The organism is Heyndrickxia sp. MSNUG (assembly GCF_049532715.1).
Classification (GTDB): Bacteria; Bacillota; Bacilli; order Bacillales; family Cytobacillaceae; genus Mesobacillus.
In genome coordinates, this window is record NZ_CP150978.1 from 1258451 (window position 1) to 1273292 (window position 14842).

The 14842-nt window shown below is 42.0% G+C and carries 13 protein-coding genes; 9 read left to right on the forward strand and 4 right to left on the reverse strand.

What is annotated here, in order from left to right; genetic code table 11:
• Window positions 1-270: 270 nt before the first annotated feature.
• Window positions 271-690 (reverse strand): HIT family protein, encoded by a 420-nt coding sequence (locus AABM38_RS06220; RefSeq protein ID WP_423410674.1) that lies wholly within the window; start codon window positions 688-690, stop codon window positions 271-273.
• Window positions 691-1604: 914 nt separating this feature from the next.
• Here AABM38_RS06220 and AABM38_RS06225 point away from each other — a divergent pair.
• From AABM38_RS06225 to AABM38_RS06235, 3 genes are all read left to right on the forward strand, one after another.
• On the forward strand, window positions 1605-2345 hold the full coding sequence (locus AABM38_RS06225; protein ID WP_423409611.1) for an ABC transporter ATP-binding protein: 741 nt from the start codon (window positions 1605-1607) through the stop codon (window positions 2343-2345).
• Window positions 2338-3552: an ABC transporter permease gene (locus tag AABM38_RS06230; RefSeq protein WP_423409612.1), complete on the forward strand. Its 1215-nt coding sequence runs from the start codon at window positions 2338-2340 to the stop codon at window positions 3550-3552. The genes AABM38_RS06225 and AABM38_RS06230 overlap by 8 nt, the downstream gene beginning before the upstream one ends.
• Window positions 3553-3718: 166 nt before the next feature.
• Window positions 3719-4441, forward strand: coding sequence for an EcsC family protein (locus tag AABM38_RS06235; RefSeq protein ID WP_423409613.1), 723 nt, complete (start codon window positions 3719-3721; stop codon window positions 4439-4441).
• Window positions 4442-4460: 19 nt separating this feature from the next.
• On the opposite strand, the gene AABM38_RS06240 is transcribed toward AABM38_RS06235, so the two are convergent.
• Together AABM38_RS06240 and AABM38_RS06245 are read right to left on the reverse strand one after the other, a co-directional pair.
• A complete protein-coding gene (locus AABM38_RS06240; RefSeq protein WP_423410675.1) occupies window positions 4461-5624 on the reverse strand; it encodes a M20 family metallopeptidase in 1164 nt (387 codons plus the stop codon).
• Window positions 5625-5825: 201 nt separating this feature from the next.
• Window positions 5826-7217 carry a hypothetical protein gene (locus AABM38_RS06245; protein ID WP_423409614.1) on the reverse strand — a complete coding sequence of 464 codons (1392 nt, stop codon included), beginning with the start codon at window positions 7215-7217 and terminating at the stop codon, window positions 5826-5828.
• 308 nt (window positions 7218-7525) lie between these two features.
• On the opposite strand from AABM38_RS06245, the gene liaF reads away from it, so the two are divergent.
• Genes liaF through AABM38_RS06260 form a run of 3 tightly spaced genes read left to right on the forward strand, consistent with a single transcriptional unit; the run spans window position 7526 to window position 10018 of the window.
• Entirely contained in the window at window positions 7526-8323 is a 798-nt protein-coding gene (liaF, locus tag AABM38_RS06250; RefSeq protein ID WP_423409615.1) for a cell wall-active antibiotics response protein LiaF, read from the forward strand.
• Between the two features lie 10 nt (window positions 8324-8333).
• Entirely contained in the window at window positions 8334-9377 is a 1044-nt protein-coding gene (locus tag AABM38_RS06255; RefSeq protein WP_423409616.1) for a sensor histidine kinase, read from the forward strand.
• A gap of 38 nt (window positions 9378-9415) precedes the next feature.
• The gene (locus tag AABM38_RS06260) at window positions 9416-10018 is read left to right on the forward strand and encodes a LuxR C-terminal-related transcriptional regulator (protein ID WP_423410676.1); all 603 of its coding nucleotides are present in this window, start codon (window positions 9416-9418) and stop codon (window positions 10016-10018) included.
• Window positions 10019-10049: 31 nt separating this feature from the next.
• On the opposite strand, the gene AABM38_RS06265 is transcribed toward AABM38_RS06260, so the two are convergent.
• A complete protein-coding gene (locus AABM38_RS06265) occupies window positions 10050-10556 on the reverse strand; it encodes an antibiotic biosynthesis monooxygenase family protein (protein WP_423409617.1) in 507 nt (168 codons plus the stop codon).
• Between the two features lie 536 nt (window positions 10557-11092).
• On the opposite strand from AABM38_RS06265, the gene hemE reads away from it, so the two are divergent.
• From hemE to hemY, 3 genes are all read left to right on the forward strand, one after another.
• Window positions 11093-12139: a uroporphyrinogen decarboxylase gene (hemE, locus tag AABM38_RS06270; RefSeq protein ID WP_423409618.1), complete on the forward strand. Its 1047-nt coding sequence runs from the start codon at window positions 11093-11095 to the stop codon at window positions 12137-12139.
• A 90-nt stretch (window positions 12140-12229) separates the two neighbouring features.
• Window positions 12230-13168: a ferrochelatase gene (gene hemH, locus AABM38_RS06275; RefSeq protein WP_423409619.1), complete on the forward strand. Its 939-nt coding sequence runs from the start codon at window positions 12230-12232 to the stop codon at window positions 13166-13168.
• Between the two features lie 34 nt (window positions 13169-13202).
• Window positions 13203-14621, forward strand: a complete 1419-nt coding sequence (hemY, locus tag AABM38_RS06280; RefSeq protein WP_423410677.1) for a protoporphyrinogen oxidase — start codon at window positions 13203-13205, stop codon at window positions 14619-14621.
• The last annotated feature ends 221 nt before the right edge of the window (window positions 14622-14842 follow it).

Sequence of the window (14842 nt, forward strand, 5' to 3'; positions counted from 1 at the left end):
ATAGAATCAGATTTCTAATGTTTTCAGAAAAATTAAAATAAAATGCATGAATGCTAATTTTGGCTATTGCAGCACAAAATCACCATGGTTGAGGAAATGAGCAGCAAGGAAGACTGTTGAAGCAAAAATTGGTTTCATCTCAGGGGAAATAAGCAACAACGAAAAGGCTAGAGAAGCAGGGAATTGATTTGACCGAGGAAAAAATAATCATCAAAGAAGGTTCTTGGTCAAAGGGAGTTGAAAAAGAAAAAACTTCCGCAAAGCGGAAGTTTAGATGTTGCTGTTAATTTCAGCAGCGATTTTCTTGTAATCGTCAGAAGTATATTCTTCCTGATGAGTCTTCCAGACAGCCCCAAAACCATCGCCTTTTCCATAGCGTGGAATCAAATGCATGTGGAAGTGAAAGACAGATTGCCCGGCAGCTTCACCATTATTTTGGAGTACATTCAATCCAATTGGATCATAAGCGGCTTTGATAGCATTTGCCACTTTTGGTACGGCGGAGAATACATTAGCTGCAATTTCATCACTTAAGGCAAATACGTTTTCTTTATGTACTTTGGGAATGACTAGCGTATGTCCCTTTGTTACCTGACTGATATCAAGGAAGGCGAGTACATTTTCATCCTCATATACCTTAGCCGAAGGAATTTCTCCATTGATAATTTTGCAAAAAATACAATCACTCATCATATTCATCCTTCCTAAATAATAAATGGTTCCTGCTCGAGCACTTAGCCGCTTGCGTCTGTCCAAACTAACATGCGGCTTATCAAGTTTCTCAAGTTTTTCGGACATGTTTATGGTATTTTATCATATTTTGCCAAAGAATTTAAAGAAATGGCGTTGTAAAAGCTCACTATTGTTATAAAACCTGTTGATTGTAGTGGAAGGCGCGTACTCCTACGAAAATGTTAACGCATTTCCATCGTGCGTGGACTGTTTCGAGGAAGCTATTCAGTGTCCTGCGGACGCAGCTGGACAGGTGAGACCCCACAGAGCCTGCAACGAGGAGGCTCAGCGCCAGCCCCGCGGAAAGCGAAGCGCCTGGAACGAAAATCAACAGCATTGTTTAACAGAGCAAAAAAATAAGAAGGACAGGATCCGCATGGAATCCTGTCCCTGAAGGGGAACTAACTACTGTTCATTTACGTTCTCAGCAGGCATACCTTTGATAAACACCTCATTTAAAATTCAATTTGAATTTAGATAAATGATGGGTTATTCAATACCTGGTTCAATCGGACCATCCCCTGTCTGCTTTAGTAGGTTTCACAACTTATAAAGCGGAGAAGTGATCTGCGACACACACCTCATTTCAAAATGTGGAGTGATGTTACTGAACGGCTGGGTTAACATTTACGTAGCGCAATGCAACCATCCCCTTATTTGAACGTTGAAATCAGTGTGTTTTATAAATCGAACAATATGTCTTTTACAGACACCTCATTTCGATTGATTACTTGTTGCCCCTTCAAAGATTATGATGCCCGGATTAACAGGGAATATGCAAAAAAAGTTTTAAGAAATGTTGCAGGTTTTCCTAAACCTTTTGGATTTGTTAAAATATATGTACAGGAAATACGATTGGAAGGGCGTTTGCGATGTCATTATTGGAAATCAATCAGGTAACCGGGGGATATACTAGGAATCCGGTTTTAAAAAATGTAAGCTTTACGGTGAATCCAAACGAAATTGTGGGATTGATCGGACTGAACGGAGCGGGGAAAAGTACAACGATTAAACATGTAATCGGTCTTATGGAGCCGCACCAGGGTGACATTAAGATAAATGGAAAAACGTTCATTGAAAATCGAGAGGAATACAGAAGACAATTTACGTTCGTTCCAGAGACACCCATTCTATACGATGAGTTGACTTTAGAAGAACATCTTAAAATGACTGCAATGGCCTACGGACTTGAGGAAAAAGTATACAAACAGCGAATCGAAGCACTTTTGAAAGAATTTAGAATGAGCAAGAGGCTTAAATGGTTTCCTGCTCATTTCTCAAAAGGCATGAAACAAAAGGTAATGATCATGTGCGCATTCCTTGTTCAGCCATCTCTTTATATAGTAGATGAACCTTTTGTAGGCCTTGACCCGCTTGGAATTCAGTCTCTACTTGATCTAATGAATCGAATGAAAGAAAGCGGTGCAGGCATTTTGATGTCCACCCACATCCTGGCAACTGCGGAAAGATATTGTGACCGTTTTGTCATTCTCCATAATGGTGAGGTGAGGGCGTTGGGAACACTCGATGAGCTGCGCGGCCAATTTTCCATGCCAGGTGCCACGTTGGACGACCTGTATATCCAGCTGACGAAGGAAGAAGACTATGTTTAATCCGCAGACTTTATGGCAGGAACGCTTCACCTCATTCACAAAAGAGACGGGAAGTTATCTACGGTATATTTTTAATGGACACCTTGTAGTGGTCCTTCTGTTTCTGATTGGATCGGCAGCATTTTATTATCAAGAGTGGATTAAGACTCTAGAGCAAGACTTTCCGGCAGCTTGGATTATGGCTATTGTGCTGGCTGTAGTACTCACCTACAGTCCAATCCAGACATTTTTGACAGAGGCTGATAAGATTTTCTTGCTGCCGCTTGAAACACGGCTTGCGGATTATTTTAAAAAATCGATCGTGTTTAGCCTTAGTTTACAGTCCTATCTATTACTGATTATTCTCGCTGTACTCATGCCGCTGCATGTAAAAGTCCATGGAGCCAGCTTTAAATCCTTTTTCATTCTGTTAGGTATACTTGTACTTCTAAAATGGATCAATTTACTGATTCGATGGCGAGTGCAATATAATATTGAGAAAAGCGTGAAAATCACAGATAGCCTGGTACGCTTCTGTATCAATGCTGTTCTCTTGTACTTCATCTTTTCAGGGGCACAGTTGATTTTCGCAGCCATTCCTGCCATTATGCTGATCTTGCTATATGTTTACTACAAAAAACAGACGAGCAGCAAGGGGCTGAAGTGGGAACAGCTGATAGAAGATGAAGAAAGACGGATGAATTCCTTTTACCGGCTTGCGAATTTATTTACAGATGTCCCTAAATTGAGGGATCGTACAAAACGACGCAGATGGCTGGACTGGCTGTTCAAGACAATTCCATATCGACAGGATTTGACCTTCAGCCATCTTTATTTAAGGACCTTTGCAAGGGGTGGGGATTATTTTGGTTTGCTCGTTCGGCTGACTGCAATTGGCGGAGCGGCGCTTTACTTTTTCACATACGGCCCGGGTCAAATATTAATTGCCATCCTATTCTTATACTTAACAGGCTTTCAGCTTCTTCCATTATGGAGTCATCATCAAAATAAGCTATGGATTAATTTGTATCCAGTACCGGAAGCAGCCAGGAAAAAATCATTTACCAGTTTGTTGATGAAAATAATGATTTTTCAATCTGCAGTTTTTGCAGGAATTGTTCTGCTTAAAGGTGAAGGGCTGTTTGGGGCTATAATATTAGCTGCTGGTAGTGCTTTTTCAATATTCTTTGTCTTTGTTTACATTCAAAGCAAGCTGCTTAAGGCTTAGCCTGCCTGCGGTTCTTTATAAAAATTAGGTAGCTTTTTTAAAAGGGTAAAATCAAATAACATACTAACTCAAAATCCATTTCATTCATGCATCGGCACTTATGAAATGGATTTTTTTTGAAACTATTTATTATTTCAGGCGTAGAATCAACTAGGGGGTAGTAACGTTGAATGAATATGAGCTGAAGGTGTACGAAGATGTACTCGAGTGGAAACGGAAATTAAAAAGACGTTCAGGTTTTATAGCGCGTGCTTCAAAGAAAGCACAAACTAAAGTCAACCAGATGATTCCGGAAAAAGTCCATTACATTCTCACAGAAAGCATTAAAAATATGGTGAAGGCAACGCTCGCTGGCTCAAATATCACCACAAAAAAACAGCAGGGGGCAGGTCTGACACTGGCAGAAAAGGATGGACTTCTCCAGAAAAGGCTGGCTGGATTTCGAAAAACAGCTGCTGTTGAAGGGGCTGGTACGGGTGCTGGTGGTATTTTGCTGGGAATGGCGGACTTTCCTCTGCTTTTATCGATTAAAATGAAATTTTTGTTTGATGCAGCATCTATATATGGTTATGATCCATCAACATATGAAGAAAGATTGTTCATTCTCTATGTATTCCAGCTAGCCTTCTCAAGTGATGAAAAACGAAAGGAAACACTTGAGAGGATTGAAAACTGGGAGGAAAAGAAAGCTCAGCTCGTTGAAGTCGATTGGCAGGAGTTCCAGCAGGAGTACAGAGATTATATTGATTTGGTAAAAATGCTGCAAATGATTCCTGGCATCGGGGCTGTAGTAGGTGCCTATGCCAATTATAATCTTCTTGATCAACTTGGAGAAACCGCGATGAATGCCTATCGATTGAGGATATTAAAAACACCCCCGCAGATGTAACGTGCAGGGGTGTTTGCATTTAGGCCAAAGTTTCGTGCTTTTCCTGGCGAGCTTTTTCATATGTTTGGTAGTGAATCGCAGCAGAGCATAATGTCTTAGCTGCAATCAACATGGCTTTTTCATCAAAATCGAACATTGGATGATGATGAGGGTAGGCTTCATCTGTATGCGGTTTTGCTCCGGTGAAGAAGAAGGTGCCTTTTACATGCTGCAAATAGTAGGCAAAGTCTTCACCGCCCATTTGCGGTTCCGTTTCTTCAATTTTTTTCACCTCAGGCACCTTGGAAGCACAATCAATCAGGAATTCGGTTTCCGCAGCATGGTTTACAACTGGAGGATAGCCTCTGTGAAAGACGTAATCATAGGAACAGTCCATTGAGAGGCACGTTCCGTTGATGATTTTTTCTATTTCAGCCGCGATGAACTCTCTGGTACTTTCATTAAAACTCCGGACTGTACCAATGAGCTTTGCTTTATCGGCAATCACGTTAAAAGCATTGTCAGCCATGAAGGAGCCAACGCTTACAACTGCAGAATCAACAGGGTTTACACGTCTGCTCACGATTTGCTGAAGATTCGTCACTAGTTGCGAACCAGCAAGGATGGCATCTTTCGTTTTATGCGGCTGGGCACCATGTCCGCCTTTGCCCTGGATGGCGATTTCGAATCGGTCAGCTGCAGCCATGATTGGCCCAATTCGGTATTGAATTGTTCCAGTCGTTTCTGTAGCCCATAAATGTGTGCCAAAAATAACATCTACACCTTCCAGGCAGCCATCCTCAATCATTGAAATAGCCCCTCCAGGAGCATATTCCTCAGCATGCTGATGAATCATTACATATGTACCATGCAGGTTTTCCCGAGACTCGTGCAGAACTTTGGCGAGCACCAATAATGCGGCAGTATGTCCATCATGGCCACATGCATGCATCACACCTGGAACGAGTGACTTGTAAGGGACATCCTTTTCGTCTTGAATTGGCAATGCATCAAAGTCAGCTCTTAGTGCTACAGTTTTCCCGGGCTTTGAGCCATGAATCTTAGCAACGACTCCGTTCCCTCCGACATTTCCGCGTACTTCAACGCCCAGTTTTTCGTAGTAAGATTGAATATAGTTTGCTGTGTTCACTTCCTGAAAAGACAATTCTGGATGCTGGTGCATAAAGCGGCGGATTTCCACCATTTCAGGATATAAATTCTCGATTTGGCTAAACAGCTGATCCTGCACTTGATTCATCTCCTCCACGTAAAAAAAAGTTATTTGATAATTTAAATAATTATAGCATTTATATCATCTTAATATAAAGCTATTCACTCATTCAGCAAAAAGAAGCTTCCCGATTGGAAGCTTCATATATAAACAGAGTCACTTGACTCCAGTATTTTAAATGAGGAACATCGCAACAATGGTGGTAACGATCAGGCCAATGGTGACCGGAAGCAGGTTCCTTCTGGCTAATTCAAATGGATCGACCCCGCAAATAGCTGCTGCAGGAATCAGGGCCCATGGGACGAGGGTGCCTCCGCCAACCCATATGGCAGCAATTTGGCCTAGAGCTGTAAGGGTCGCAGCTCCTGCACCTATTGCAGTCGAGAAAATGGAGGCAACAGATCCGGCGAGTGAAATCCCGGAGAAACCAGAACCATCAAGTCCCGTGATCGCGCCGACAGCAGTCAGTGTAACAGCCCCCACTTCAGCGTTCAATGGAACGATGTGAGCTAAAGCCACTCCTAAATCATTTACGATCCCTTGTGAAGTTTTAGGGAGAAATTCTCCAATGATTTTGGTAAATCCGGAATCTCCAAGATAGAAGAAGGCAGCAATCGGAATGACGGGTCCAAAAACCTTGAAGCCAAATTGGAACCCCTCAATAAGATAGCTAGTGGTTTTTTCAAGGCCATTGTTTTTGTGGGCTGCAAGCGAAATGAGCAGCAGGATGAAAATGGACGTACCTCCAATAAGTGCAGTGGCGTCACCTCCTTGAAGGTCGAGGATGGACATAGCTGCTACATCTGCAGCAAACAGTAGTGGGATCAGCAATGCGAAAAACTTTTTGGCGCCAGCAGAAAGCAGATTAGGATCACTTGTATTTACAATCTCTGATTCTATTGTTTCTCCACTCTTGAGTTTGCCGTTCTTCATATCTCTTTTTAATAAATAGAAAGCTGTAATGGTGGTCACCACACCCATTACAATAACGAGCGGGATACTTGCTTGCACGACAGAGCCGACCGGAATGCCAGCTGCATCGGCAGTCAATTTTGGTGCAGCCTGGATGACGAAATCGCCGGAAAGCGCTATGCCATGACCGAATAGGTTCATTGCAACGGCTACACCGAGTGCGGGCAGACCAACCCTTACTGCTACTGGCAGCAGGACCGCACCCATTAAGGCAACAGCAGGTGATGGCCAGAAAAACCAGGAAATCACCATCATTAAAATACCAATCGTCCAATAAGCAAGTGCAGGTGTCCGAATCAGTTTGGCGAAAGGTGAGATCATCGCATCGTTTATTCCTGTCACCGTCAATGTGCGGCTCATGGCCACAATAATCGAAATGACAAGAATAGTGGGCAATAGCTCGGTTATTGCATATATGAAGCTATTGAAAATACTGCTAACCGATCCGCTTAAGGATCCTGTCGCAACAACGGCTAATAAAAAAATTCCGATGATGGATATGAATGATGTATCTCGTTTCATGACCATAAATCCAATGATCAAGAAAATAAATAAAACATATATCCAATGAAGTGCTGTTAACTCTATAGCCATACAACCATTCTCCTTTCTCAGTATAAGTAATGGAATTTGCCTCTCTTCTTAATGGGCAAATTCCCTAATTGAGTACTACAGGATATGATGAACAATTAAAGTTGTGAGAAGGATGGAATATTATTTTTTTTCAGTCTCTAGACGGAGGACAACACTGTCTCAGGCGGGGCGAAAAACAGCCATTCATCCTTTAAAATAAAGAATGAGTTTTGATTATTTGAGTTTAACAGGGAGCCAAAATAAAAAGGAAAAGAGGGATTTTTTCCTTCGAAAAAGAATAAGAGATTAGGATAGGAAGAAAGAAGGGAATGCAGTTGCAAAATCGTTCAATGAATCAGGTGGCGTTTGCCGTATTATTATCTGGTCTAGGTATTATTCTTTTATTGGTTAATATTGGTGTCATTTCCTTGGAAATAAAAGAGCTATTTGTCGTTTCCTATCCTTTTGTATTGTTTGTGTACGGCTGTGTTGAATTAATAAATTCCCTGATGCGTAAAAAACGGCATTTTGGCTGGAGTTCATTTCTTCTTATTTTTTCTGGGCTGCTGATTCTCGATCGATTAGGTATGTTAGCATTCCAATTTCTTGATGTTTGGAAGCTGTGGCCAGTATTGTTGACCTATTTTGGAATTAGTATGCTTTTTAATAAGAACAAAATGAAAGTCAGTTTTAATACAGATTTTCCTTTAGAAAAAGAGGATGAAGATACTGCGGGGTATCATGATTCTGCTTCTATAAAAAGAATCAAGGGAATATCGGTTGGGGATGTAAATTTCAAGAAGCAAAACTGGGCAGTAGAGCCAATCGATTTGTTCAATATGGTCGGGGATTATTTTATGGATTTCAGCAAGGGATTCATACCTGAAAAGGAAACACCAGTCAAAGTGAAGGGCTGGATTGGTGATGTAAAAATGATCATTCCAGAAGATGTCCCGGTAATGATCTATGCTGCTGTGAACGTTGGAGAATGCAAGGTTTTTGATTATGCACCAGATCAAATAAAACATGTGATCACATATAAGTCCGATAACTATGATGAAGCTGTAAGGAAATTGAAAATAACCGTAGAGCTCAAGGTAGGGTCGATTCGAATTGACCGGGTATAGGAGGAAGAATATGAAGCAAATGTCCAGTATCCGGTTTTGGTTTATCCAGACTTTTTTGATGATGGCCTTCATCTCTTCACTCGTTCTTTTTATAGGAATGCAAATCTACTTATATATAGAACCACATAGCGGACTGACAACAAAAATGACTTTTTGGCTGTGGCTTTATTGTTTCATTATATTGGCTTCTGCCGGTCTGTACTTCGGACTTAGAGGAAGTTATTTAATTAAAGGCAGGCTTGGGGATATCTTATTATTCGTCACGACACTTCGAAGAGGGAAATTCAGTGAAAGAATTATTACCTATGAAAAGGATGAAATAGGATTAATCTCTGAAGAGCTCAATCAGCTATCGGAACATTTTCAAGAACAGGTTCAATCTCTGCAGAGACTTGCCGAGGAGAAAACAGAGCTTTCACAAACAGCTAGGGCGGCTGCAATTATGGAAGAAAGACAGCGCCTTGCAAGGGATCTTCATGATGTAGTAAGCCAGCAGCTGTTTGCGCTAAGTATGATGTCTTCAGCCTCACTGCGATTATTTGAACAAAATCCGGAGAAGGCAAAGCAGCAATTGGAGCAAATATCAGAGATTGCAGTTAAAGCTCAGGGAGAAATGCGTGCTTTGCTCCTCCATTTACGGCCAGTCCAATTGAGTGGGGAGAGTCTTTGCGATGGCATTGTCAAGCTGATTCAGGAGCTTAAGCAAAAAACAAGCCTGAATTTTGAAGCAAGCGTCGATGAAATTGAAAATCTATCCAAAGCTGGAGAAGAGCATATTTTTCGGATTGTGCAGGAAGCTCTTTCAAACATTCTTAGGCATGCAGATGCCTCTAAGGTAAAGCTGGTACTGTCTGAAGAAGATCGCTATATTCATTTATTCATTGGCGACAATGGGAAAGGTTTTAACATCCATAACGAACGGATGGCGTCTTATGGGTTAAAGACAATGCGAGAACGATGTGAACAAATCGGCGGTACATATAACATCAGGTCAAAAGAAAAAGAAGGAACATATATTGATATTCGGATACCGGCTATGAGGAGGGAAGAGTAGTGGGGAAAATAAGAGTTGCTGTAGTAGATGATCATGAGATGGTGCGCAAAGGCATATTATCCTATTTAGCGACAGAACCGGAAATCGAGATTGTCGGGGAAGCAGACAGCGGCAAAAAAGCCGTAGCACTTGTAAAAGAAACATTGCCGGATGTAGTATTAATGGATCTCTTAATGGAAAGTGGTACTGGTATCGACGCGACGAGGGAAATCTTGAGCTTCTGCCCTGAATGCAAAGTCATCATCATTACAAGCTTTTATGACGACGAGCAGGTCTTTCCAGCCATTGAAGCTGGTGCTTTCAGTTATATGCTGAAAACTGCTACAGCGGCTGAAATTATCAGCGCGATTGAGAAAGCTGCAAAAGGTGAACCTGTGATTGAGCCAAAGGTAGCGAACCGGATGATGAACAGGCTAAGAAGCCAGGATCGAAAACCACACAGTGAACTGACAGAACGCGAGCTTGATGTGCTGAAGTGTATTGGAGAAGGGATGACAAACCAGCAAATCAGTGAAGAACTTTATATAGGAGTAAAAACCGTAAAGACTCATGTCTCAAATATACTTGGTAAACTAGGGATTTCAGACAGAACACAGGCTGCCGTATATGCGAATAGGAATGGGTTAGTGAAGAATCCATAGTAAATGGGAGGCAGCTTACGCCTCCCATTTACTATTCTCCAATATAATACTTCGAGACATACGAAGCGCTTTCGAAAATGTGCGGTTTTGCGTTATCGATGCCGGCTTCTGTTCCGCGGTTTTTGTGAGCATGATCATATGCCTTCGATTTTTGCCAATTTTCGAATGCTCCTTCATTTTCCCATACAGTTAAAATAATATAAGTATTAGATGACACTGGGCGAAGGACACGAATGGCTTTAAAACCTGGTTCGTTCTCAATCAGCCTCGGCCTGTTTAAAAAGCGGTTCTCGAATAGAGGGCGTCCTTCGTCAGTAACCGGTATATTGTTGAAAACGGAGAAACCAGGCTGGTCAAGTGAACCAGCGGTATCAATCACTTCATATTTTCTTGGCTCATTGAACAAGCTTGCTCCATTTGTCTCGTGGACAAGGATGGCTGATTCACTATTGTTCATTAAAACAAGAGTCTCTTCAGGATGCTGCTCTTTCAATTTCGTCAAATAATCTGCTGTGCCAGAAGCTATATACACATTCATCTTTTTTCACCTCATTAATAAAATACATTCAATATTGTAATTATACTAATTTGAAGGAACTAAACCTAATTATGAATGCTTTTTTAAATTTGGCTCCGTTATAGCTAAAAGTTGTCATTTAAACTCTGTTGATTGTAGTGGTAGGGCGCGTAGAATCCTCCGGGCGTAGCTGGTCAGGTGAGACCCCGCAGGAGTGAAAGTGACGAGGAGGCTCAGCGCCCCGCGGAAAGCGAAGCGCCTGGAACGAAAATCAACAGCCTTGTTTAACAGAGCCTTAAATTTATCTTTATTAAAATGGTCTGTTGACTTCAGCTCCAATCAACAGATGCTTGAAATCAACAGCAGAATATAAAAAAACGAACATATTAATAACCTAAAACAATAAATTCGTCAATTTTTCGACATTTTCGAGCGTCTTCTATGAAATTGGCTATTAAAAAGGATATAGTGTATATAGCGAAAAAATGGTGTTTTTTATTTTAATCTATTTATATTACAATGGAAGACAGACATTACTGAAAGGTGGACTTCCCCTAATGAGCAAAACAATCAACGATACATTTCTAAAAGCAGCCAGAGGAGAGCAAACAGATTATGTTCCTGTCTGGTATATGAGGCAGGCTGGCAGATCACAGCCTGAATATAGAGCAATCAAAGAAAAGTATTCACTATTTGAAATCACACACCAGCCTGAGCTTTGCGCTTATGTTACGCGGCTGCCAGTTGAACAATATGGCGTGGACGCGGCGATTCTTTATAAGGATATCATGACACCTCTTCCTGCTATGGGAGTAGATGTAGAAATTAAAACAGGAATAGGTCCAGTTATTGCTAACCCGGTCACATCACTTGCTGATGTTGAAAATTTAGGCCAAATCAATCCTGAATCAGATATTCCTTACGTTCTCGATACCATCAAGCTGCTAACACAGGAACAATTATCTGTACCTTTGATTGGTTTCTCAGGTGCTCCGTTTACATTAGCAAGCTATATGATTGAAGGCGGTCCTTCGAAGAATTATAACAAGACAAAAGCTTTCATGTACGCACAGCCTGAAGCTTGGTTCGCTCTAATGGACAAGCTAGGCGATATGGTGATTACATATGTGAAATCCCAAATCAAAGCAGGGGTAAAAGCAATCCAGATCTTTGATTCATGGGTAGGTGCGCTTAACGTCCATGATTATCGCACATTTATTAAACCAGTAATGAACAGGATTTTCTCCTCTTTAAAGGAAGAAAATGTACCTCTTATCATGTTTGGGGTAGGTGCAAGTCATCTCGCTTTAGAGTGGAATGACCTTCCGCTTGATGTAGTAGGTCTTGATTGGCGTTTACAAATTAGCGAAGCCCGTGAGCTTGGAATCCAGAAAACAGTCATGGGAAATCTTGATCCTGCAATTCTGCTTGCTCCATGGGAAGTAATTGAAGAAAGAGCAAAAGCAATCCTAGATCAGGGAATGACACAGCCTGGCTATATTTTTAACCTCGGACATGGAGTTTTCCCTTCAGTGAACCCAGAGACGTTGAAAAAGTTGACCGCTTTTGTACATGAGTATTCTGCCTCAAAGCTTAGCAGATAGGCTCATGTCTGCTGCAGAGCATTGCAATTGGTAAAATAGTCTTGTTTTTGGCAGAATAAAAGCTTAGAGACAGTAAAAAGAGGTGCAATCATGACAAAGAAAAAGATGGGTTTGCTAGTTATGGCATATGGAACACCCTACAAAGAAGAAGATATTGAACGATACTATACACATATTCGCCACGGCAGGACGCCGTCGCCTGAGATGCTTGAAGATTTGCGTGATCGCTATGAAGCAATCGGGGGCATTTCACCTCTTGCGAAAATTACGATTGAGCAAGGTGAGAAGCTTGAGCAGCATTTAAACAGTTTACAGGATGAGATTGAATTTAAAATGTATCTTGGCCTCAAGCATATCGAGCCTTTTATCGAGGACGCAGTCAAGCAAATGCATGAAGATGGCATAGAAGAGGCTGTAAGCATCGTGTTGGCTCCCCACTTCTCAACATTCAGCGTGAAATCATACAATGGACGAGCAAAGGAAGAAGCTTCAAAGCTTGGTGGACCGGAAATCGTATCTGTCGAGAGCTGGTATGACGAGCCTAAATTTATTAAATACTGGTCTGACCGTGTGGAGAAAACATTCGTCGACATGCCTGCAGATGAGCGTGAAAATGCAGTATTGATTGTTTCTGCCCACAGTCTTCCGGAGAAAATCCTTCAGATGGGCGATCCATACCCGGATCAGCTGCAAAAGACTGCAGACATGATTGCCCAAAAAGCAAATGTTAAGAACTACGAGGTAGGCTGGCAGAGTGCTGGGAATACTCCTGAACCCTGGCTTGGGCCTGATGTGCAGGATCTTACCCGGGATCTGGCCGAAGCACATGATTATAAAGCATTTGTTTATGTGCCTGCGGGATTTGTATCCGACCATCTGGAAGTCCTGTATGACAACGATTACGAATGTAAAAAAGTCACGGACGAAATCGGAGCTAGCTATTACAGGCCTCCAATGCCGAACGCAGAGCCTGAATTTATTGACGCGATGGCAGATGTGATTTTAAAGAAGCTGTCTACTTCACGCTAATACTATAAAAAGAAGGCGATTTACCGTGACAGAAATGAAAAAAGTCGTAATTGTCGGAGGCGGCATAACTGGTCTGACTGCTGCGTATTATTTGCAAAAGCATGCCCGGGAAAGCCAGCTTCCCCTTGATGTAAAGTTAGTCGAAGCCTCGCACCGAGTCGGCGGAAAAATGCAGACCTATCTTAAAGATGGCTTTGTCATTGAAAGGGGCCCTGATTCTTTTCTTGAAAGGAAGGCGAGTGCAGGTCGGCTGGTTCGCGAAGTTGGACTGGGCGATCAGCTTGTTAACAACAGCACAGGGAAATCCTATGTTTTGGTTAAGGACAAGCTTCACCCTATGCCTGGCGGCGCTGTTATGGGAATCCCGACTCAAATCGCTCCTTTCATTACAACAGGCCTATTTTCATGGCCAGGAAAGTTCAGAGCAGCGGGAGACTTTTTTATGCCTCCTTCCAAGGTCCAAGGTGACCAGTCATTAGGCGAGTTTTTCCGTCGCAGACTTGGTGATGAAGTTGTAGAAAATCTGATTGAGCCTTTGCTTTCAGGGATATACGCAGGAGATATTGATAACATGAGTCTTTTATCAACATTCCCTCAGTTTTACCAAGTGGAGCAAAAATACGGCAGTCTGATTCTTGGTACAAGGAAAACCACTCCTTCTCCAAAAAAGAAAACAGCTGGAGACGGGCAGGAAAAGAAAAAAGGAATGTTCCTGACAGTGAAAACTGGGCTGCAATCCTTCGTCGACGCGATAGAAGCGAAACTTGAACCAGGTTCAGTTTTAAAGGGCATCAGGGTTGATAAAGTCAGCAAGCAGGATAATGGCTACCGTTTGAGATTGAGCAGCGGAGAAACACTTGATGCAGACAGCATCCTCGTTTCGGCGCCACATGAAGCTGCCTTGCATATGTTTTCAGATCATGACCATATATTTGAGCCGTTTCGTGATATGCCATCAACCTCAGTGGCTACTGTAGCAATGGCGTTCCCTGAGAGTGTGATTAAGGAAGACATCGATGGAACAGGATTTGTTGTCTCAAGGAACAGTGATTATACGATTACAGCCTGTACGTGGACACACAAGAAGTGGCCTCATACAACTCCTGAAGGAAAGGTCTTGCTCCGGCTGTATGTTGGCAGACCGGGAGACGAAGCAGTCGTTGAACTTTCCGATGATGAAATCATCAAAATCGCCCTTGACGATTTAAACAAAACCATGGATATTCAGGCACAACCTGATTTTGCGGTCGTATCCCGCTGGAAAGAAGCGATGCCGCAGTATACAGTTGGCCACAAGAGAAGAGTAGAAAAACTGAAAATCGATCTTGAAAATGAGCTTCCAGGTGTTTTTATAGGAGGCAGCTCCTATGAAGGTGTTGGTCTTCCAGACTGCATTGACCAGGGTGAAGCAGCTATAGAAAAAATACTGAAATTTTTAAAACTTGGATCTTAAAAACCCTTTTAGGGTTTTTTCTTTTTGGCTGTTTTCGTAAACATTGCTGTTTTTTGAGGCTGTTCATGAGCATTCGTATGTAAAAAGTGGAGTGAATGGTTCTCGGAGCGCTTCTTATGCTTATTCTTTTTACGATTTTTGTTCATTCAGGTACTCAAGAGGTCTTATTGGTTTCACCTTTTACCATTTTTTGTGCTATTCAGGTACCCAAGAGGCCATAT